At 48.3% G+C, this 20,223-nt stretch carries 19 protein-coding genes and 2 tRNA genes; 3 read left to right on the forward strand and 18 right to left on the reverse strand.

Annotated elements, in window-relative coordinates; all coding sequences use genetic code 11:
* Positions 1-45: 45 nt before the first annotated feature.
* The 4 genes from HMPREF1492_RS02420 to HMPREF1492_RS02435 all read right to left on the reverse strand — a co-directional run bounded on the left by HMPREF1492_RS02420 (position 46) and on the right by HMPREF1492_RS02435 (position 3,820).
* Positions 46-531 carry a DUF4411 family protein gene (locus HMPREF1492_RS02420; protein WP_035432506.1) on the reverse strand — a complete coding sequence of 162 codons (486 nt, stop codon included), beginning with the start codon at positions 529-531 and terminating at the stop codon, positions 46-48.
* Entirely contained in the window at positions 532-1,683 is a 1,152-nt protein-coding gene (locus HMPREF1492_RS02425; protein ID WP_035432504.1) for an ImmA/IrrE family metallo-endopeptidase, read from the reverse strand. It lies immediately after the preceding gene.
* Positions 1,684-1,747: 64 nt separating this feature from the next.
* Positions 1,748-3,460, reverse strand: coding sequence for a DUF2075 domain-containing protein (locus HMPREF1492_RS02430; RefSeq protein WP_051479363.1), 1,713 nt, complete (start codon positions 3,458-3,460; stop codon positions 1,748-1,750).
* A gap of 63 nt (positions 3,461-3,523) precedes the next feature.
* On the reverse strand, positions 3,524-3,820 hold the full coding sequence (locus HMPREF1492_RS02435; RefSeq protein WP_035435560.1) for a hypothetical protein: 297 nt from the start codon (positions 3,818-3,820) through the stop codon (positions 3,524-3,526).
* A 269-nt stretch (positions 3,821-4,089) separates the two neighbouring features.
* Here HMPREF1492_RS02435 and HMPREF1492_RS02440 point away from each other — a divergent pair, with 269 nt between their 5' ends.
* Positions 4,090-5,037, forward strand: a complete 948-nt coding sequence (locus tag HMPREF1492_RS02440) for a 3-hydroxyacyl-CoA dehydrogenase (protein ID WP_035435564.1) — start codon at positions 4,090-4,092, stop codon at positions 5,035-5,037.
* A 336-nt stretch (positions 5,038-5,373) separates the two neighbouring features.
* Positions 5,374-6,195, forward strand: a complete 822-nt coding sequence (locus HMPREF1492_RS02445; protein ID WP_035435566.1) for a hypothetical protein — start codon at positions 5,374-5,376, stop codon at positions 6,193-6,195.
* Between the two features lie 159 nt (positions 6,196-6,354).
* Here the strand turns inward: HMPREF1492_RS02445 and HMPREF1492_RS02450 are convergent, their stop codons facing one another.
* The 7 genes from HMPREF1492_RS02450 to HMPREF1492_RS02480 form a co-directional block, all read right to left on the reverse strand.
* The gene (locus HMPREF1492_RS02450; RefSeq protein ID WP_035435568.1) at positions 6,355-7,296 is read right to left on the reverse strand and encodes a transketolase family protein; all 942 of its coding nucleotides are present in this window, start codon (positions 7,294-7,296) and stop codon (positions 6,355-6,357) included.
* A gap of 1 nt (position 7,297) precedes the next feature.
* Positions 7,298-8,119 (reverse strand): transketolase, encoded by an 822-nt coding sequence (locus tag HMPREF1492_RS02455; protein WP_035435570.1) that lies wholly within the window; start codon positions 8,117-8,119, stop codon positions 7,298-7,300.
* A 36-nt stretch (positions 8,120-8,155) separates the two neighbouring features.
* Complete coding sequence (locus tag HMPREF1492_RS02460; RefSeq protein ID WP_035435572.1) at positions 8,156-8,440, reverse strand: PTS sugar transporter subunit IIB; 285 nt, start codon at positions 8,438-8,440, stop codon at positions 8,156-8,158.
* Between the two features lie 154 nt (positions 8,441-8,594).
* Entirely contained in the window at positions 8,595-10,064 is a 1,470-nt protein-coding gene (gene ulaA / locus HMPREF1492_RS02465) for a PTS ascorbate transporter subunit IIC (RefSeq protein WP_035435575.1), read from the reverse strand.
* Between the two features lie 595 nt (positions 10,065-10,659).
* Positions 10,660-10,736 (reverse strand) — tRNA-Pro (locus tag HMPREF1492_RS02470).
* 60 nt (positions 10,737-10,796) lie between these two features.
* A complete protein-coding gene (locus HMPREF1492_RS02475) occupies positions 10,797-11,717 on the reverse strand; it encodes a 4-(cytidine 5'-diphospho)-2-C-methyl-D-erythritol kinase (protein ID WP_035435576.1) in 921 nt (306 codons plus the stop codon).
* Positions 11,718-11,756: 39 nt separating this feature from the next.
* Positions 11,757-12,047 carry a Veg family protein gene (locus HMPREF1492_RS02480; protein ID WP_035435578.1) on the reverse strand — a complete coding sequence of 97 codons (291 nt, stop codon included), beginning with the start codon at positions 12,045-12,047 and terminating at the stop codon, positions 11,757-11,759.
* A 347-nt stretch (positions 12,048-12,394) separates the two neighbouring features.
* Between HMPREF1492_RS02480 and HMPREF1492_RS02485 the strand changes: the two genes are divergently transcribed.
* Positions 12,395-13,129, forward strand: coding sequence for a hypothetical protein (locus HMPREF1492_RS02485; RefSeq protein WP_035435581.1), 735 nt, complete (start codon positions 12,395-12,397; stop codon positions 13,127-13,129).
* A gap of 163 nt (positions 13,130-13,292) precedes the next feature.
* Here the strand turns inward: HMPREF1492_RS02485 and nagB are convergent, their stop codons facing one another.
* The 7 genes from nagB to HMPREF1492_RS02520 all read right to left on the reverse strand — a co-directional run bounded on the left by nagB (position 13,293) and on the right by HMPREF1492_RS02520 (position 20,192).
* Positions 13,293-14,027: a glucosamine-6-phosphate deaminase gene (gene nagB, locus HMPREF1492_RS02490; RefSeq protein ID WP_035432484.1), complete on the reverse strand. Its 735-nt coding sequence runs from the start codon at positions 14,025-14,027 to the stop codon at positions 13,293-13,295.
* A gap of 341 nt (positions 14,028-14,368) precedes the next feature.
* Positions 14,369-15,019 (reverse strand): RdgB/HAM1 family non-canonical purine NTP pyrophosphatase, encoded by a 651-nt coding sequence (gene rdgB / locus HMPREF1492_RS02495; protein WP_051479364.1) that lies wholly within the window; start codon positions 15,017-15,019, stop codon positions 14,369-14,371.
* A gap of 2 nt (positions 15,020-15,021) precedes the next feature.
* Positions 15,022-15,861: a ribonuclease PH gene (gene rph, locus HMPREF1492_RS02500; protein ID WP_084054967.1), complete on the reverse strand. Its 840-nt coding sequence runs from the start codon at positions 15,859-15,861 to the stop codon at positions 15,022-15,024.
* A gap of 50 nt (positions 15,862-15,911) precedes the next feature.
* Positions 15,912-15,987 (reverse strand) — tRNA-Val (locus HMPREF1492_RS02505).
* Positions 15,988-16,033: 46 nt separating this feature from the next.
* Positions 16,034-17,413 carry an FAD-dependent oxidoreductase gene (locus HMPREF1492_RS02510; RefSeq protein ID WP_035435583.1) on the reverse strand — a complete coding sequence of 460 codons (1,380 nt, stop codon included), beginning with the start codon at positions 17,411-17,413 and terminating at the stop codon, positions 16,034-16,036.
* Entirely contained in the window at positions 17,403-18,038 is a 636-nt protein-coding gene (locus tag HMPREF1492_RS02515) for a hypothetical protein (protein ID WP_035435584.1), read from the reverse strand. Before HMPREF1492_RS02515 ends, HMPREF1492_RS02510 begins: the two co-directional genes overlap by 11 nt.
* A gap of 6 nt (positions 18,039-18,044) precedes the next feature.
* On the reverse strand, positions 18,045-20,192 hold the full coding sequence (locus HMPREF1492_RS02520; protein ID WP_035435587.1) for a hydantoinase/oxoprolinase family protein: 2,148 nt from the start codon (positions 20,190-20,192) through the stop codon (positions 18,045-18,047).
* Positions 20,193-20,223: the final 31 nt, after the last annotated feature.

The following is a 20,223-nucleotide window of genomic DNA, read 5'->3' on the forward strand; positions in this document are numbered from 1 at the left end:
GTTAAGTTTTATCGGTGGGTGGAGAAAGGTGATAAGGTCATCAATTTAAAATATAAAATTAAAATTTCTCATAAATTCAAAATTATCAATACAATCAATATTAAATTGATCACAGACATTAGGGATTTTAATTTTATTCTTTGAGTTACTGCTTACTTCATTTGTAACTAAAACATAATTGTTCAATTTAGCCTCAGCACACAGCCATGCATCTGCGCGAGACTGATTCTCAAATTCCGCAATCGCTTCTTTTGTATACCCAGCATTTTTTGCCCAGTCTATAATTTCTAAATAGTCAGGCAAAATATTTTTAGATGTTTTCATTGGCTTATATGACTTTAAAGAGTCAAACCATTTTTTTAAAGCATCGTCTTTACGCCTAATTTCATCAAGAACAGTTTCATGAATTACAACATCCTTATTAACAATATGTGACTCCATCTTATCCCAAAAACTTGGAAAGAGGTCAAGCGGATAAGCCTTCATTCCATAGATCCAATAATTTGAGTCGAGAAGATATACGGTAGACATCTAAGATACCTTCTCAAAAAATTTATTGAAACTATTTATATTCATGCATGTCAAATCTGCCGCATCGCGATAACTAATAAAACCCGAATTAACTGCAGACCATATGGCATCGGAAAAAACATTTCCTAAGCGATATTGCTTAGTTCTGTAGTAATTTCCGCCACTATTAGTTTTTTTAATAGGGCTAAGCGTAGATTTATATTTTTTATACAGCTCAAAAAAACTCTCACGATTAACTAAATCTAAATCAAGAATACGACGTGCAACTACAATAAAATTGACCTTAAGATGCTGGGCGATTATTTTAGTTTTATTGTAGATGTTTGTATTGGACTCATTCCAATACTTTAAAATTAAATCAGCAGGAACTAAAAATTCTGCAGCGACGCCATTACAAAATTTTTCAATGGAATTACTATCGGATTCTTCTTCGTCATTAGGATTGCTAACTCCTGTTTGAGCATATGCTAAATGTGCAAGCTCATGAACTAGTGTAAAAATTTGTGCAGTTTTAGCATCTCTTCCATTAATGAAGATTAACGGAGCTTTTTTATCTGCCAAAACAAAACCACGAAATTCACTTACATTCAGTGGTCTAGAAGTATTATCTTTTACCACTCCATTTACAATAACGGCAATGCCAAGACTTTCTATCTTATCTTTTAAGAATTTAAACGCTTCATCCACCGTTTTAAATTTTGTTGCCCAGTCGTTTTCCAGCTTTAATAAAGAATGGAGCTTACTAGATAAGCTACTAATATTTTCTTTATCCATTTCGAGTGCCGCAAAAGATCCTACGAAATTAACATCTTCATATTTCTCATGAGAGAAATAATCTTTCATCCACTCTTGGCGTCTTTTCATCAAACTAATTGTGTCATATAGCTCAGGACTGGGCTCGACAGTAGATACATCATCTACTGTTCTAAAATCTGCAATCTGTAAATTAAAGTCAGGCATTTGATCAGAGAACAAGTCAGATAGGCTTACATGCGTGAGTGCCGCAAACCTCTTCATTTGATTAATTGTGGGAGAATGAGTGCCTTCGAACCACTGATCAAATTTAGGAAATTTTTTTACTATCTCGTCTTTGTTTATATTACTGCGCTTCGCAGCCCATAAACAAACTTCTTTATTTAGTTGATTCTGCATTCACACCACCCCTCCCTCAAGAAATAGCTAATATGATAAACACCCTAATGAATGTATTTATAGATTATTTCATGATATAACAATAACACTTTAAATATTCCCTCAAGGCATCATCCACTACATACACATGCGTTCCGTAGATGCCTCGAGTAAGAAGAACGTAGTAGATGTTCTTGATGTATTGGGTTAGCTGCTCAGCAGTTGCTCCACCCTTACCCTTTTTGTCAAAGTAGTGGTCTTTATCGCCAATTAGTCTTCCGGTTATCGGATCTAGCTTTAAATCTGGACCAATAATTACGTACGAGTAGCTTAAATCATACCCCTGGGCTGTATGAACACATCCGACTTCCTGAGCATATATCGGATTAGCCACTCCATTACCAACCCAGTTAGCAAGCATAGAATTCCATCTGAACGACTTGTCTCCTATAACAATATCTTTCAGAGGGGAAGCGACTGGTTTACCTTTTGTTTTCCAATCCCATGCATATCCAGCAAGCATTCTTGTCAGATTATGTTCTGATAATTTCTGTTCAAAACTATCTGTGAAATCATCTATTGAGTCATGAAGGACAAACTCATAGTTATCAAATGTTCTTCTCGCGGGGTGTTTATCATTCAGAATGTCTGAAATGTAATTCAGGTATTCCGCTCCACCTTGAACTCTCATTTGATTTTCTAGTCTAATAGGATGCCTAAGGGCATCTCCAAGTTTTTCTTCAAACGAGTTAGGGTCGATATCCGCAGGCTTAATTGACTGTGATGCATCGTAAAAGAAGATTGGAAGTTTAGTGAGCTTTAATGCCCAATCTAACTGTGTGGATTCTTTTGGCAAACCAAGCTTTTTATTTACTTCATCATAGCTGCCAAAAGCAGTAATCCCTCGACGTGCCGTTAAACGATGTGACTCATCAATGAGCAGAATATCAAATGGTTTCTCTACCTCGGGGTTATAGCCAAATTTGGGATTTGCCAAGTCATTGGGTCCAATAACATCCCTTGCATTGAGTCCGCCAACGCCCTTTAACGACTTCTTTAAAGTTGCTCTTAAGGAGGTCATAGGTTCAACAATTTTGATATTCAAGTCTTTGAACTTCTCGTCATCACGAAGAGCTTTTAATAGATAGATAGCAAGAATCGTCTTACCTGTACCAGGCATTCCTTGGACAACGATAGGTTTGGCTTTTGACAGGTCAGATTCAATTGCAGAATAAATTTTATTAAGAGCAACTCGCTGATCAACCGACAAGCTTTTGTAAGGAGAGTATTTAAATACTTCCGATTCTTCAATTTCGCTGATAGTCTTATCTGCTAACTCCATCCTACGGAGCTCTTCCCAAAGATCATCAAACATTGATTCATACTTTTCTTTAGAAAAGTAATTTAAGTTGCTATGACCTTCGTTTTTATTAGTGAGCTTATAGACTCCATCAGCAGCCATAAGACCAATCAGACGATTTTCATAATCCTTAATAACTGACTGGTTAAACTCTTGATTAAAAATAATATTTACACTGGTAAATAAATCCTTTTCGGAATTTTTACTATGCTGAGACATACGCTCACTAACACTTGTGGTCTCACCCACATAAGCACTTTTTTGGCGAGGATTATCGTTAGCCAAAATATAAACCATTGGCCAGTTTTGAACTTTATCATCATCCAATTGAAGAGAAGAGATTTCAATTCCTTGAGTCGGAGTAAATCGACACCGGTCAACAAAAAACGGAGCTCCTTGAGGAGACTCTGCATCTGACTTTGTATCGATTACTTTCATACTCCATCCCCACCCAGAAGTTAACAAATTGATTGTACTGCTAACAGGGATGATGCAACTACCTTAACTCTCTCTTGTACCTGTAAACACAAAGTCTCGGTTAGCGATGTGGGCGATGCCTTGAATGGTGTCGCCTTCAACGGAGCCGCCTACAGCAAAGATAACAGGACCCACAAAAGACTCAAGCTTGCCGCCAAAGGTAAACGAGTTGTCGGTAACCTTGCCGTTCTCAATATCAATCTGGACACCCATGGCGGTCAGAGAGCCAGTGAGTTTCTCGCCAGAGGTAATGAGAACAGCGGTACCCTCTTTGGCTCCAACGGGAGAATCCATTTGAATCTTGTATGTTCCGTCGATCATGATGCCTCTATTCTGTCCAGATGTTATACCTGGTGTTTTATTGGCTTGCAGCCAATAAACTGCGCTAAAACCAGCTGCTGGTGGTACGCCTCTATTCTACCTAAGAAGTGTGAGGGATAGATGTGGTTTCTCGCCAAGGGGTGATTTGTAGGAATTAAATGAAAGTTGGAAATTTTCCGAACGAATGTTTGACGGAGAGTTTCTGGGGTATAGGGACGGTAGATAAATCGCGCGGCACTTCTCGCCACGCTTGTAGAAAGGAACGTCCTATGGACATTTCACAGGTTAAGAAAGTTGTAGTTGCTGGCGGCGGCGTTTTGGGCAGCCAGATTGCATTCCAGACCGCGTATCGCGGCTACGAGACCACCATTTGGCTGAGATCCGAGGCTTCAATTGAGCGCGCTCGTCCAAAGATTGAGCACCTCAGAGAGGTGTATCTGAACACCCTCGAGGCTATGAAGAGCGATCCTAAGGCTTACGCTTACGGCCTCATTGCTCAGGACGAGATTACTCCAGAGAAGCTTGACCAGCTTAAAGAGCAGGTAGAGCGCGCATACAGCAACCTCAAGCTTACTTCCGATTGGGACGAGGCTTTTGGTGACGCTGACTTTGTTATCGAGTCTGTCGCTGAGAATCCAGAGCAGAAGATTGAGTTCTACACCGAGCTAGCCAAGCACCTGCCCGAGAAGACTATTGTGGCAACTAACAGCTCAACCATGATTCCAAGCATGTTTGCTGCAGCTACTGGTCGTCCCGAGAAGTACCTGGCTCTTCACTTTGCTAACGAGATTTGGCGCAACCCAATCGGCGAGGTCATGGGTCACGCAGGTACCGCTCAGGAGAACTTTGACATGGTCGTCGCTTTTGCGGCAAGCATCCGTATGATTCCGGTCAAGGTTCTGAAGGAGCAGCCTGGCTACCTGCTGAACTCTATGCTGGTACCTCTTCTGGTCTCCGCAGAGCAGCTCTGGGCTAACGGCGTCGGCGACGTCGAGGACATCGACAGGGCTTGGCGCATTGGCACCGGTTCGCCAAAGGGTCCGTTCCAGATTCTGGACATCATTGGCCTGGTCACCGCATACAACGTTGCTCTGATGAATCCTGCAGCTAAGGATCCTGAGTCCGTACAGGGTCGCATTGTTGCCCTCCTCAAGGAGAAGATTGACAAGGGCGAGACCGGCGTTGCCGCTGGTAAGGGCTTCTACGAGTACAAGTAAGGGCATACAGGTAGAAAGCAATTTCAACCCGGCATCCATTTCGTGTGGATGTCGGGTTTCTTGTGCGAAAGCGCTGCTAGTGGACGGGGCTTCTCGCCAGGCGGCGCTGGAAGTCTGGCGGATGCCTAGGGGCGCCTGATTTCTGCAAAGAATCTGTAAGTTTTGCCTAAAAGCATCAAAGAAACTGTGGATTTGCCTGATTTTGTAAAAGAATCGGTGGCTCAAATACAGATTCTTTGCACATTTCAGGCGGGTTTTGAAGTGTATCTGGTCATGAGTCGCCTCCCCGCCGTAGAATTGTTATAGTTTCGGTGCTGAAGTCCATGGGAGGCGTGAGTGGTTGAGTCTTTCAAACTATTCGTTCGGACCTACACGTATTGGGTAGGGCTCATCCTCGGCTTTGCGATAGTGCCCGGTTCCCTGCTCTTCATCGGTGGAGTCGCCCCGGTGAGCACCCCATTGTGGCTTGCCCCTCTAGCAGGACTGCTATTTTTTATCATTGATAGGCCATCAACATGGGAGACGCCGCTCTGTCGAGCATTACTGATCCGCGTATTGGGTACAGGGGTTGCGGCCATCGCGTTAGTCGCTTTTGATGCAGTTGCTTCCACCCAGTATGGATCTCAACATTGGAGTGAGACGCTCCTATCTCTCGGTCTCGGCTGGATTGCCTTCACGGTCATGGCAGGACGGATGCTCATGAGGAGCTCAGCCCGATTTGCCACGCCTACTTTCACGAACAGGGATGCGATCCGTACGTACACGACATGGATTGGAATCTTCTTCGGGATTTTCTATATCCCCGCCACGGGGCTCGCCGCAGCTGGCACTCTTTTGATGGTATTTCCACTTTATGGAGCGTTTCTCACCGGCCTGGTTCTTTTGATTGTTGACCCGCCACAACGATGGCCACAACGGAGAGTGAGAGCACTGTGGACACGACTCTTGTCAAGCGGGGCAGCAGCATTACTACTTGCTGTCACGAACTCGTTCTATCGCAGTACTGACACACACGAGATTTTCGTTGGGGACTGGCTGGGAAACCTGCTCTTCTGCGTAGGCGCTTGGGCACTTTATGCCGCAGTGGCTGGGGCCGCGTATCTTATGCGTGGCCCCAGCCACGAAGCATCTGACAACTCAGTAGATGAATTCAGCTAGAGCTTGTCCTTTGCGGTTCCTCCGTCGCTTGCAAGTCCGATGTGATTCAAAAGCCCTTCTCGCCAGATGACGAGAAGGGCTTTGTTTGTGCGACGATAACGTGCGACGGGCGTGCTGCCGTGCCCCATGCACGCTAAAGCACGCCAGAGCTCGAAGAGCTTACTTCAAGAAGTCCTTGACGGATGCAAGGACGCTCGGGGTATCCAGGCCGTACTTAGCAAGAACCTGAAGTGCTGGTCCGGACTCGCCATAGGTGTCCTGAACGCCAATGACCTTGACAGGAACAGGAGTGTTCTCGGAAAGTGCCTGGCAAACCGCACTGCCCAGACCGCCGATAACGGAGTGCTCCTCAATAGTCACAACCTTGCCGGTCTTTGCTGCAGAAGCGGTAATCAGCTCAGTATCCAGAGGCTTGATGGTGTGGATGTTGATGACCTCAGCGTTGACGCCCTCTGCGGCCAGCTGCTCAGCAACCTCAAGAGCCACAGGAACCATAAGGCCACAAGCTACCAGCGTAACGTCAGTACCCTCCTTGAGAACAATACCCTTACCCAGCTCAAAGTGATAGTCAGGGTTGGTGTTGAAAACAGGAACAGGGAGGCGGCCAAAGCGCATATAAACAGGACCGTCATGGTCGTAAGCGGCCTTAACAGCGGCCTCAGCCTCAACAGCGTCGGATGGAATGATAACCGTCATGCCAGGAATGGTACGCATAACAGCAATATCCTCATTGCACTGGTGAGTAGCGCCGTCCTCTCCTACCGAGAGGCCTCCATGGGTAGCGCCAATCTTGACGTTTAGGTGAGGATAACCCACCGAGTTTCTGATCTGCTCAAACGCACGACCAGACGTGAACATTGCAAACGAAGTTGCAAAGACCTTGTGACCCGTAGCCGCAACGCCGGCTGCCATGCCAATCATATTGGCCTCAGCAATTCCGCAGTCCACGAAGCGCTCAGGATACTCCTCGCCGTACTTGCCGGAACGAGTTGCCTCTGCCAAGTCAGCATCAAAGACAAGAAGATCGTCGTGCTCTTTACCAAGCTCTACCAGGGCTTTTCCGTAAGCCTCTCTGGTGGCAATTTTCTGTACATCTGCCATGTTATGCCACCTCTCCCTCAAGCTCTTTAAGTGCCTGCTCGTATTGCTCCTGGTTAGGAGCCTTACCGTGCCAACCTACCTGGTTCTCCATGAAGGAGACGCCCTTGCCCTTTACGGTGTGGGCAATGATAACGGTTGGCTGACCCTTGACGGTGCGAGCCTCAGCAAATGCAGCTGCAAGCTGATCAAAGTCGTGTCCATCAGCTACATCAATAACGTGGAATTTGAACGCCTTGAACTTCTCGTCAATTGGCTGTGGTGTGTTGATCTGATCAAGCGAGCCATCAAGCTGCAGGTTATTGTTGTCAACAATAAGCGTGAGGTTATCAAGCTGATGGTTGCCGGCAAACATGGCAGCCTCCCAGACCTGGCCCTCTTCGATTTCGCCGTCGCCCAGAAGTGCGTAGACGCGGTAGTCCTTGTTGAACTTCTTGCCGGCCAGCGCCATACCAACGGCGGTGGAAACGCCCTGGCCAAGGGAGCCGGTACTCATGTCAACGCCAGGCGTATCGTTCATGTTTGGGTGACCCTGAAGGCGTGAGTTGAGCGCGCGGAAAGTCTTGAGCTCCTCCTTGGGGAAGAAGCCGCGCTCGGCCAAAACGCCGTAGAGCGCTGGGGTAACGTGCCCCTTTGAAAGCACAAAACGGTCCCTGCAAGGACAGTTTGGCTTGGTGGGGTCTACGTGCATCTCCTTGAAGTAGAGATACGTTAGGATTTCTGTTGCAGAAAGCGAGCCACCGGGATGGCCGGATTTGGCCGTAAAGACCTGCGTGAGGATGCTTTTGCGCACCTCACGAGCAACCTGTTTAAGGTCGACGTCCATGTAATTTCCTTTCACGTGCTACGTGCGAGTCAGCGCTTACAGACCGAACTTCTCGCTAAGCTTTTCCTTCATCTCATCCTTATCAAGAATGTTGGAGAGAATGATCTTCTCGTCCTCTGGAATGTCAGCGATAAAATCCTCAAGGTCGCGAGCAACAATAAAGAGGTCAGCTGCACCGGGAGTAACGTCGGAAACGGTTGAGTGCTCAACCTCGACGCCGCTCACGCCCAGCTCATTCAAGACGTCCTGGATCTGCATCTCAACCATAAGACTAGAACCAAGTCCACTTCCGCAACAACAAAGAATCTTCTGGATAGCCATAAAAGCCCCTTTCAATTCACCACGTGTGATATGTGGGTTACGTGGGTTAAAAAGTCGGGCCCCATCCAAGGACGAAGCCCGACCTAGATACCTAAATTCTACTCGCATTTTCTGCAGCAACTGCGATGTTTAGCTGCAATTCTGTGAGCGGATGCTACTCGGCCTTCTTCTCCTCTGCCTTCTTAGGAGCAACAAGGTTGAAGAGAATTGGGAGGCAGAAGCAGACAACGCAGATGCCCGTGAGAACTGCGCCCTGGACGTTCAGAGCAACGTTACCAAAGATCAGCGCCATGATAGAGAAGTCGGCGTCGGAGAAGGTAGCGGAGGTGAAGCCCATGAGGGTGAAGACTGGCATGCACAGTGCAGGCAGGAAGGTAATGAGCAGACCGTGGACAAAAGAGCCAGCGATGCAGCCCTTGATGCCGCCCTCTGCGTTACCAAAGACGCCTGCGGTTGCGCCGCAGAAGAAGTGAGGAACAACGCCTGGGAGGATCAGGGCAATAGCTGCGATCTGTGCATTAATGACACCAAGGATAAGCAGGCCCAGGATGCCGCCAACGAAGGAGCTCAGGAAGCCGATGATAACGGCGTTTGGAGCATAGGTGAATGCGATTGGGCAGTCGATTGCTGGCTTTGCACCAGGGACAAGCTTCTGAGCAATACCCTTAAATGCAGGAACAATCTCGCCAATGATCAGACGGACACCGGACAGAATGATGTAAACACCACCAGCGAAGGAGAGGCCGCGGGTAAATGCCCAGACAATCCAGTTAGTGGTGGTCTCGGTACCAATGTTGAGCAGGTCGCCGAGGTGCTGGAGACCAGCATACTGTGGGTTAGAAACAAACTCTGCAGCGGTAGTTCCTGCAGGTACCAAGGTTAGAAGACCGCGACTGACAGCAACGCCGGTGATAACCAAGAACATGATGATCATGGTCAGACCGATGGAAACAGTGTTGTCGCGCAGGAAGATGAGACGCTTGGAGAACTTGATATTCTCGGTGCTATTCTCGCGATCGGAAGCAAAGAGCTTACCAACCATACCAGCAAGCCAGTAACCAGCTCCGCCGAAGTGGCCAAGTGCAACGGAATCGCTGCCGGTAACCTTACGCATGGTTGGCTGGCAGTATGCAGGAGACAGAACCATGATCAGAGCAAGCAAGCATGCGCCGGAGATGTAGAGCATCCAACCGGAAAGGCCGCCGACGTGCAGGATGATGGCGAGCATAGCTGCCATGTAGAGGGTGTGGTGGCCGGTGAGGAAGATGTAGTTAAAGCGAGAAAAACGTGCGAGGACAATGTTTAGGACCATGCCGACGCACATGATGATTGCGGTTGCTTGGCCAAACTCGCCAAGTGCCAGGGAAACGACAGCCTCGTTGTTTGGGACGACACCCTGCATGTCAAAGGCAAAGTTGAAGATTTCACCAAAGGCCAGGAGGGAACCGGTCTGCAAGAAACCTGCACCTGCAGAAAGAACGAGGAAGCCGACGATGGTCTTGAGGGTGCCCTTGATGAGGTCCTCAACTGGCTTTCCCTGAAGTGCCAAACCTAGCAGGGCAACAAGACCGACTAGGATGGCTGGTGTTGATAACACATTGACAAAAAACTCAACAACAGGCATACAAAACCCCTTTCAACAAAACGCGTGTGTGCAAGCGCGTAGAAACGACGGTGCGCGCGTTGCCTTAAACGTAGTGCTCTTCGTCTGATTGTAATCCATTTGTGTTTATTTTGTGTCGATTTATTTATGTTTTTGTAGGCCTAAACATTCACAATGTTCATTTGATAGAAAAATGAAGCTCAAAACAATAAGAAAGTGTACTCATAGAGCTGTCATGTAGATTTTTAAGGAACGGTTGATACAAGGTCCAGGCGATTATGTGTCCGCCTAACCAAAAACGTATAAACAATCTCAAATATGCACGAAAACTAGTCAAGAAATTGATATGCCGGAAAGTGGCGTCTGATTTGGGTAAAAAATCCGTTTAGTTGGAGATTTATTTTCTAGCTCGGCGTTTTGGCACTTACGTTTTTCCAGTTGAGCTTTTTTATAAAAGTTTCAATCAAAATTGACCGAGAGTTTATGCTGGTAGATGACCTGCATAGAATGCATACGTTTTTGTATATTCCAACTAAACGCATTTTTTACCACTTTGACTGCCAAAACGCTTATTTCGCGGTAAAAACGGTGGAAGTTCACTGATTATCAGGAAAAATGGTCGGGTTGACTGGATTTGAACCAGCGACCTCTCGGTCCCGAACCGAGCGCTCTACCAAGCTGAGCCACAACCCGTTATGTTTTGCCTTGTCCGATGGGATAAATCCATCAAACATTTGCCGCTCTATGTTACCACTACAACTTGCAGGTAGTGGAGAATCCTCGCCAACCTTTTGCTTGAGCTGCGGCTGCAATTGCGTCGGCAGCATCCTGTGATTCGCAAAGTGCAAAAGAGCTGCTACCTGAGCCGGAAACCTGAGCGCCAAGAACGCCAGACTGTGCCTTTAGCCACTCCTCTACCTCGGCCACCTGTGGTTTTAGTGATTTTGCTGCTGGCGCAAGATTGTTGAAAAGGAGGCTTGCTACCTGCTGAATAAATTGCTTACTTGCATCGTGATCAGAAGTAGCACCCTGGCCAGCGTCACGCAAAAGCGCGGACAAATTCTCGTAGGACTCTGGTGCAATTGGTGACGTATCAAACTGGTCGTATGCCTCTTTGGTAACGACACCTGTTTCTGCTGGTAAAACAATGGCAAGAGGAGCGTCAACAGTAGACGTATAGGTTTCTACCAGCGTATCCCCAGCGCCAAGCATAAGTGATGGTCGCGGATCCAAGAAGAATGCAACGTCTGCGCCAACAGCCTTGGCTACCTCAACTACCAGTGGGTCTAGCGGGTCAACGCCCCAACGCTGGGCCAACAGATAGAGCGTCGCGGCGGCATCGGCGGACGATCCGCCCAGGCCGGCCTTCTCGGGAATGTGAACCTGCACGTCAATGGAAACATCTGGGGAAACTCCCAGCTTATCGGCGAGAAGAACCGCGGCCTTCCAGGTTGTTGTGCGCTCGGGCAACACGCAGAGCTGCGGCTCATGTGTAACCGTAAGCTCCGGCGCGTCATCGACAACAACAGTGTCGTACAGCGCAACGGGAACCATGAGTGAATCTACTTTATGGTATCCTCGCTGGTCTTTCTGAACGTGAATCCCCAAGTGAAGATTGACCTTGCAAGGAATTTTGATGGTTTGGCGTCCAAAATTGGACAACGAGGCAGCCATGAGTGTGAGCCTAGTCGAAGTGATGCGGGCGCTTCTGAACTACTCTTCAAACTCGAAGTCAAACAAACGCTCACCGGTCTCAAAATCAAAAAGCTCAACAGTGCCGGTCAGAACGTCAACGTACTGGTAGGACTGGCGGGCAGTGCGACCGCGGCGCTCGCCAACCTCAACGATAAAAAGAGATGGATGCGCCATGACCAGGGTGCCTGTGCGCTCAACAATACGAGAACGTCCCATGTTGGCCTTGACCTTGAGTTTTTGGCCCTGAAGTGAGCTGAGCTTCTCGTGAATCTCGTCTACACGATTAACTGGTGGAATCTCGTTTTCCATCAATCCTCCAAGTCAATCAGTACGTTTGCGGTGCGACACGTTGATGTGTCGGAGATTTGTACCGGTCGACAAACAATAGTCAGAATTTCCGAAACTCCACTATACGAGGTAGAAAATAAAATCTCAAGGTTTTACAACAAATGTCACGGGAACAACATCAGTCGATCGGTCAGGTTTGCGTCAAGATCGCGAGAAGATCGCGAGAAGATCGTATCAGGCGCGCGTCAGATTTGCGTCAGGTTGGCATCGGACTTGCAACGACAGCGCGTCAGAACCCCAACAAATTTATGACAAATAGGGGTCCTCTGATAAAATTAGTAACTAACTTCAAAACACAAGGAGGCCCAATGACTGAGACTCTGGGATATGCCATCAGTAAGACCTGGTATATCGTGCTTATTTTTGTTGCTCTTGCTATCGGAATCGCATTCCTTTCCAAAAAGAAATCATCTAAAGCTCTTGTTGCTTTATCAGCGCTTTGCCTGGTATTTAGCGTAGGGTCGTTCGCATTTGGTGGATTGACTGTTTCTGAAGCACAGTCCAAAGGCGCTTCATCTGAACAGCTCAATTCCATGAACCTTATCGAGCTTGTCCAGGCTAACCAAGCCGCACCAGCTCAGACCTCTGTTAATGATGTCAACGAGCTCTACAACAAGATCGTTTACGTCTATCAGTACGGCTCGCCTATTTCGCAGTCGCTCGCGAGCGACAATCCCTTTGTTCACCATGATCTACCTTGGGTAGCAGCGACTCTTCCAGAGCTGAAGAAGGAGTTTGACAGAAACGAAGTAGTCTATGTGTCAACAAACAGTCAGATTTTCAAACAACTGCACATCAACCCTGGTGAAAACGCCGTCGAGCCTTTTATATTCTTTGTTACTTCGGTCAATCCAGCTGGAAGAATTTTCCCACTTACAACTGGCGATATGTCTCGTACTGGCAAAAAAGATGGCGATAAAATCACGGTTGGTGACAATCTTGAGTTTACGCTTCGCACGGTTCATACCGATCAGGGAGACTATGTGCTTGGCCTTAACTACCAGGTCCTTTTGGCTATCAGCAGTTACTACAAGGACTATTAATATTTTTCGGAGTTCCAATAAATGCGCGATTGTAGAGCGTCACTAAACACGCAGGTACAACGCTTACGCACGATAAACTGCTACAAAAAAACTCCCATTCATGTGGATGGGAGTTTTGTTTTCTCGACAGGTGCTTTTTTAGAAGCTTTGGGTCAACCAGACTTTACTCAGCTGGGCAGAGCGAGAGGGCGGCCTCGTCAGCAATAACGGTGCAGTTAGTATGAAGCTGCAGGATAGAGGCTGGGCACTGAGGCGAAACGTTGCCGTAGCACATGTCGTAAACAGCCTTAGCCTTGTCCTCACCGCTAGCCACAATCAGAATGCTGCGCGCGAACATGATGGTCTGCGTACCCATGGTGTAGGCCTGACGAGGGACGTCCTCCATGCGCTCAAACAGGCGGCTATTTGCCTGAATGGTGCTCTCGGTAAGATCAACGCAATGCGTACCCTTGGAGAAATGGTCGTCAGGCTCGTTGAAGCCAATATGACCATTGTGGCCAATACCAAGAAGCTGCAGGTCAGGATAGCCAGCCTTAGCAACAAGCCTATCGTACTCGGCGCAAGCTGCCTCGACGTCAGGATTAGAGCCGTCGGGCACATGAGTGTTCTCAAGATCAATATTTACCAGGTCAAAGAGGTTTTTGCGCATGAAATAGTGATAGCTCTGAGGATCGTCGTGAGAAAGACCACGGTACTCGTCAAGGTTATACGTAGAAACCTGCGAGAAGTCCAGGTCTCCCCTCTTGCACCAATCAGCGAGCTGAGCATAGGTGCCAATTGGCGTTGAACCAGTTGCCAGACCAAGAACACAATTTGGCTTCAGAATAATTTGTGCAGAAATGACATTTGCAGCTTTTCTACTCATGTCCTCGTAATCGCGAGTGCGAACAATCCTCATGCTTTCCTCCAAGACAGAAGTCACAGTTACATTTAGTTTAACATTTGAAACAAAGAAAAAAGTAACCGGTCGGCGAGAAGAACAAATATCTCGCTGACCGGTTTTGACCTGTTATATGGCGTGTTTCTGTCGCTATTCTGTTGCGATTCTGTCGCGATTCTGTCGCGATTCTAACGTAGGGCTGACGCCAATCTGACGCGGCGGTAGTTTTCTGTCTGGAATCTGTCAGGAATCTGTCGCGATTCTAACGTGAGTCTGACATAGCGGCAGTTATCTGTCAGAAATCTGACGCAAACCTGACATGACCCTGACGAGAATCTGACGCGAAACCTACGCCGTGCCTATCCCAGAATCTGCTTGGAAAGATCCTGCAGAGCGTGGAAACGATGAGATATAGCGTTCTTCTCGTCAGGCTCAAGCTCTGCCATGGTTTTACCTGGAGCATCCTCTGGCCAGAAGAGTGGGTCGTAACCAAAACCGTTGTGACCCTTTGGCTCATGGCCAATAACGCCCTCGCAGTCACCCTCTCCTACCAGCACAGATCCGTCTCTGTAGACCAGAGCAACGGTGGAGTGGAAGCGAGCAGTGCGATCCTCATCAGCAACGTTAGCAAGCTCAGCCAAAAGCTTCTGATTGTTTGCAGCATCATTGCCATGCTCGCCAGCATAACGAGCAGAATAGATTCCAGGAGCTCCGTCCAGAGCGTCAACGCAAATGCCGGAGTCGTCTGCAATAGCCGCTACGCAATCTACCTCGTCAAGCGCAGCCATTGCCTTAATCAGAGCGTTGTCACGGAACGACTGGCCATTCTCCTCTGGATCAGGAAAATCGCCCAGCTGTCCAAGCGCTACAAAGCTCATACCAGGCATTACCTTAGAGAGGATAGCCTCAATCTCAACAAGTTTGTGAGCGTTGCCTGTTGCAACTACCACGGTTGTATTTGGATCAAAGGTCACAGCGTTAGAACCCTGATTTTCACTGTTTTGACTCATGGTTACTCCCTAAATCCAGTCACTTGATTTTGCAAGTCAACAAGGTGAGCGATGCCAGCTTGACCAAGGTCGAGAAGCTGGTTGAGCTGCTCTCGATCAAACGGACCGCCCTCGCCTGTTCCTTGTACTTCAATTATCTGTCCAGTTTCTGTTCCAACAAGGTTCATGTCAATGTCCGCATGAGAATCCTCGGGATAGTCAAGGTCCAGCAGCGGCTTGCCATTCACATATCCCATAGAAATCGCAGCTACCTGACCTGTGAGAGGAAGTCTGGGGAGAATGTCCTTCTCGACAAGTGAGTAGAGTGCGTCGTGGAGTGCCACCCAAGCACCCGTGATACTGGCGGTTCTGGTGCCGCCGTCTGCCTGAAGGACGTCGCAGTCCAGCGTGATGGTGTACTCGCCCAGACGGTTGAGGTCGACAACGGAGCGTAGCGAGCGGCCGATCAGGCGCTCAATCTCCATGGAACGACCCTTGCGGTTGGCGCGCTCTCGCTTGGTGCGGCGGTTAGTTGACGCAGGTAACATGGCATATTCGGCCGTGACCCAGCCCGCGCGAGAACTGCGTCGCCATGCAGGGACGCCCTCTTCGACGGTAGCGGTGCACAGGACACGCGTGTCGCCAAACGTGACCAGGCACGATCCGTCGGCATTCTTCATAACGTTGCGCTCGAGGGTGACGGGGCGCATCTGGTCCCACGCGCGATCAAACGAGCGCGCGGGCTCCGTGGCGGTTCCGGTCTGCGCGGCGGCTCCGGGCTCCGTAGCTGCGTCGGTCTGAGCGGTGGCTCCGGCCTGCGCGGGTTTCTCGCCAGAAAACCTGCCTTCTACCTGATTATCCATTGCACTCCTAAGAAAAAACGCGACACCCGAGGGCGCCGCGTGAGGTTCCATGGTGGGCGATGAGAGATTTGAACTCCCGGCCTTGTGCGTGTAAAGCACCTGCGCTAGCCGCTGCGCCAATCGCCCGTGACTGTAGAAGTTTATCACAGCTTCCACAATTCTTCGGCGGCAATTATGAATTCACAGGTTTCATTTGTTCAACTTCAGCACGGACTGCCACGCCATCTAGCTGAGCGAGTGGTGTTGAAGTCTGTTTTGCCAGAGCACATGCCGTGCCCATAGCATCTCCCATATCAGTGACCGTTGGAATAATGCGAACACTTGCCTGCATCAAAAACGTCGTAGAGATGCAGCGACCAATAACGCCTAGGTTATTGATGTGTTTGGTGACCATCGACCGGAATGGAATCTCGTAATAGTCACCCTGCTCGTAGGTATTTTTGTGGAAGAGTCCGCCCTTATTGGAGTGAACGTCAATGTACCAATCGCCGCGAACAAGACCGTCGTCAAATCGAGTCTGGTTGACGTAATCTTCCTCGGTAAGCATTGTCTGACCTTCAACACGCCAGCTCTCACGAACACCTAACAATGAAGCCTGCTCCATAAGGTAGCTTTGCTCAAATCCAGGCATCATGCGCTGTAAAAACGTAACTAATCGGCGAATGCGAGCGTGCGCCTCAACTGTTGCGTTAGAACGCGCAGCTCCCGAGGTGTTTGTACGCATGCTTGCAATATGCGGACAGTTTAGCGCCATGCAACCTGGCTTTCCAGGAAGCGAGAAAATCTGGTAATAGCGCAGGTCCTCTTCTTCAAGAATGCCTGCTTCAATTCCCTCACGGAACTTTGGCTCCAGCTTAAAATTCTTACCTGCAACCATCGCGGACTCAAAGAAATATCCTTCGACCAATGGCGAGAAGTGATCATCAAGTGAGAGCACGTAATCTCTATAGCGCTCAACATCAATTCCACCCATGGTAAAACGCAAGCTGCAAACCTGATTGATGCCGTCCTCATCACCAGCTGCAACTGGTACCCCAGCGGCTCTAGACAAAACTGCATCGCCTGAAGCATCAATCCACGTTTGAGCTGATACAGCAATCAAACCTTCAGTTGAAGCAAGAATTGCATATGTGATGGTTTTCTCGTCACCGGCATCAGATAGAACCGCAGCTACGAGAGACGTGTCATAGAGGATTTGTCCACCTTTAGTGGTGTAGAGCTGCTCATACACTTCTCCCAAACGCTCAGGAGCAAACCAGATCATGGTAGTGTAATCGTCACGCGTAGCGTCACCTGAAGCCAAGAGCTGCTGCTCGATGGTAGAAAGAACTGGCAGATGGCGCACATATGACGGCATCATAGGGCACACAAGCGCTCGTGTAGCAGAGCCCCCAAGCAGATTTGACTTGTCCACAATAAGTGTAGAGAGACCCTCGTTGACGCAGCGAATTCCACAAGCAGATCCAGAAACGCCGCCGCCAATAATGACCACATCAAAGCTTCCAACAACAGGAATCTGTAGGTTGTTCCAGGTAATCTCTTTATGATTCATTGTTTCCTCCTGTGCCAGAAATGTTATGTAGCAATTCGTAGTAAGTATTGGTAAACGCATGTGCTGCAATTTCAGATAGTGCGTGAATGCCTGTTTTTCCCAGCTTACAAGGACCAATAGTAATAAGCGGAACGGTGTATTCTTTGCTGGTTAATCCAAGTCGCGTCGTCTCCAAGACATGAAAAAACTCATGCATCAGAATGAGATTTTGAGCTTCATGCGGCTCGAGTTGATTTTGTTTTGCCCACAGCACGCACGACTGCTCATAGAGCGTAATTTCTTTTGTACCAGAAACATAATCGCTGAAATATCGCTGGTTTCCATACACACAATCAATATCTTTTTTTATAATTGTCATGCTTGCATCTTTGCAGATTTTAAAGAAATCACTTTGACCGTTTGATTCTTCAAACACCATATGCGCAGCGCGCTCACCCTTTGACCAAGCCAAATCAATCACGCGCTCTTTATCCTCTTCAGGAATTCGAGCAGCAAAGCGATCCCACGAGAGCTCTTTACGTGCAAGCTCACGAGTTGGAAACGGAAACCGTGAAGCAGAGCCAACAGTAGACTCTGCTTCAAGGTTCACCGATTTTCTCGCCAAAGTGTGATCTGCGTTCTGCATGTGAGTTTAATCGCCTAAACGAAGTGTAGCAGCGATGATAACAGGCTCGTCGGACGGATAGCCGCCCAACTCCACTGCTGCAAGGCTCAAAATCTGCTCAAGAGAAGTCATTCCGGACAGATCGATGACGCGCTTGCCAACTACTACATAGACATTTGGCAGATTGGCTCCACCGTCGTTATAAACGGTCAAGTCCTCTACCAGGGCTGTTACTCCCTTGCGCCAAGAGCTAATAGTCTCTTGAAGCACCTCAGCATTTGGACGCTGAAGTCTAATAACACCCTCGGAATCAATAAGACGAAGAGCTGTGCGTTTCTTGGTGAGAAGACCAAAGAGCTTCTTTTCTGTAGTGGTTGCAGTGTAAGCAAAGAGCTCAGAAGAGTGAGCAACCTCGGAAACGTTATCTGCACCCTCGCCAAGGTTCTCTACTACAAGTTTTTTAAGCTCGTCTGCACTCAGACGTGTAGCATTAACGTCTTTACTACGCAGCTCAGTGGCACCAACAGCAATCGCGCGGACAACGTGGCACTGGGTATCAACCTCAACCGTAACCTCAACAGTTCCAGGAGCTGCTCCCATCTTAATAGCACGAGCTTCTGCTTCACGCCTAACGCTGACAATGTCATCGTCGGTTGGGTTAGTAACACTGCGCTCAACCATGTCTCGGACCATAGCAAGAGCAACGCCAATAGTTGAGATAACAGGAGCATTCTTAGCAATGCGGAACGTATGACCCATGGTCTTTGCCAAGTGTGGCACTACCGTAGAAGCTCCGCCGCCACCGCCAACGTAAACGGTTGTGCGAGGGTCCATGCCGTAGTCTTTCATAAGCTGTTCTGCTACAGCACCGTTCTTCTTTGCGGCAAAAGCAAGGACCTGAGCTGCTGCATCTTCAACGCTCATGCCCATATTCTCTGCAAGAGGAGCCCACGCCGCACGAGCAGCTTCAACAGAGCCGTATGCATAATCCCCCTCAGGAACAAAGCCTGCAAGGTTTGCAGCGCCAGCCATGGTCAAACAAACGCGAAGTCCACCATCGCACTCAATAGCTGCGTACTCAGGATCTCCATCCATAGGACGAACAGCAACCAGGCGTGGATTCACAATTTTTTCTGCGTCGGTGTATACCTCGTAATCCAAGTTAGCAATGTGAGCAGAACGAGGTCCCACGTCAACGGCCTTGCCATCAGAAATCTGCACCATAGAACCGCCACCAATACCAACGGTTCTCACATCTAGTGACGAGAGGTACGTCTTGTGGCCACCAACTTCTGCGTATTTGACCATAACCTTGCCGTCTTTAACGCAAGAAATATCGGTAGAAGTGCCACCAACCTCAAAGAATAGGCCGTCGGTAAGCTTCTCATACATCAAAGCGCCAGCTACACCAGCTGCAGGACCAGAAAGAATGGTTAGGATTGGACGATGACGGACCTCATCAACAGTCATAACACCGCCGTCGCAGCGCATAACCATAAGTGGTGACTCAATGCCTGCCTCGCGAATACTCTTGTCAGTCATGTTTGCAGCTTCAAGCATCTTTGGCATGATGGAAGCGTTAACAACTGCTGTACGAGTACGAATAGCCAGGCCGTAAAGCTTAGAAATGTCATTTGTAGCCGTAGCAGGAAGTTCTCTATCAGAGCACTCTGCAATAACAGCATTCTCGTTAGTTGGATCATCTACGCTAAATGCCTCGGCGGCAACATAAGAAGTTGAACCGTCCGAGAAAAGCTGCTCGATTGCGCTCTTAATGCCAGCTTCAACATCAGAAGAGGTGTCTACAAAAGCATTTTTGGTACGCAGGAATTTACCGGCAGCAAGTTCAATATCGCCAACATTGGTGTCACTCTTACTCTTGGCTCCCTGAAGACCACTACCAAGCGTTACGATACCAACCTGTGCAACATCGCCCTCAAGCAGGGCATTTGTTGCTTGGGTAGTACCGTGAGCAATAAAGACAACATCTTCAGGCTTAATGTTGTGCTGCTCCATAACACCATGAAGCACCTGCACAATACCTGCTGCAACACCTGCTTCAGCGGTGTGCGTAGTAGGTGTTTTAACCGTGCCGATAATTTCGTACGTATCATTGTCGATGGCAACAGCATCAGTAAATGTTCCGCCAACGTCGATTCCAATACGAACTTTCACGTTTCCTCCTTGATTTACAGCAATCCATCAG

This window comes from Atopobium sp. BS2 (genome assembly GCF_000565075.1).
GTDB lineage: Bacteria > Actinomycetota > Coriobacteriia > Coriobacteriales > Atopobiaceae > Lancefieldella.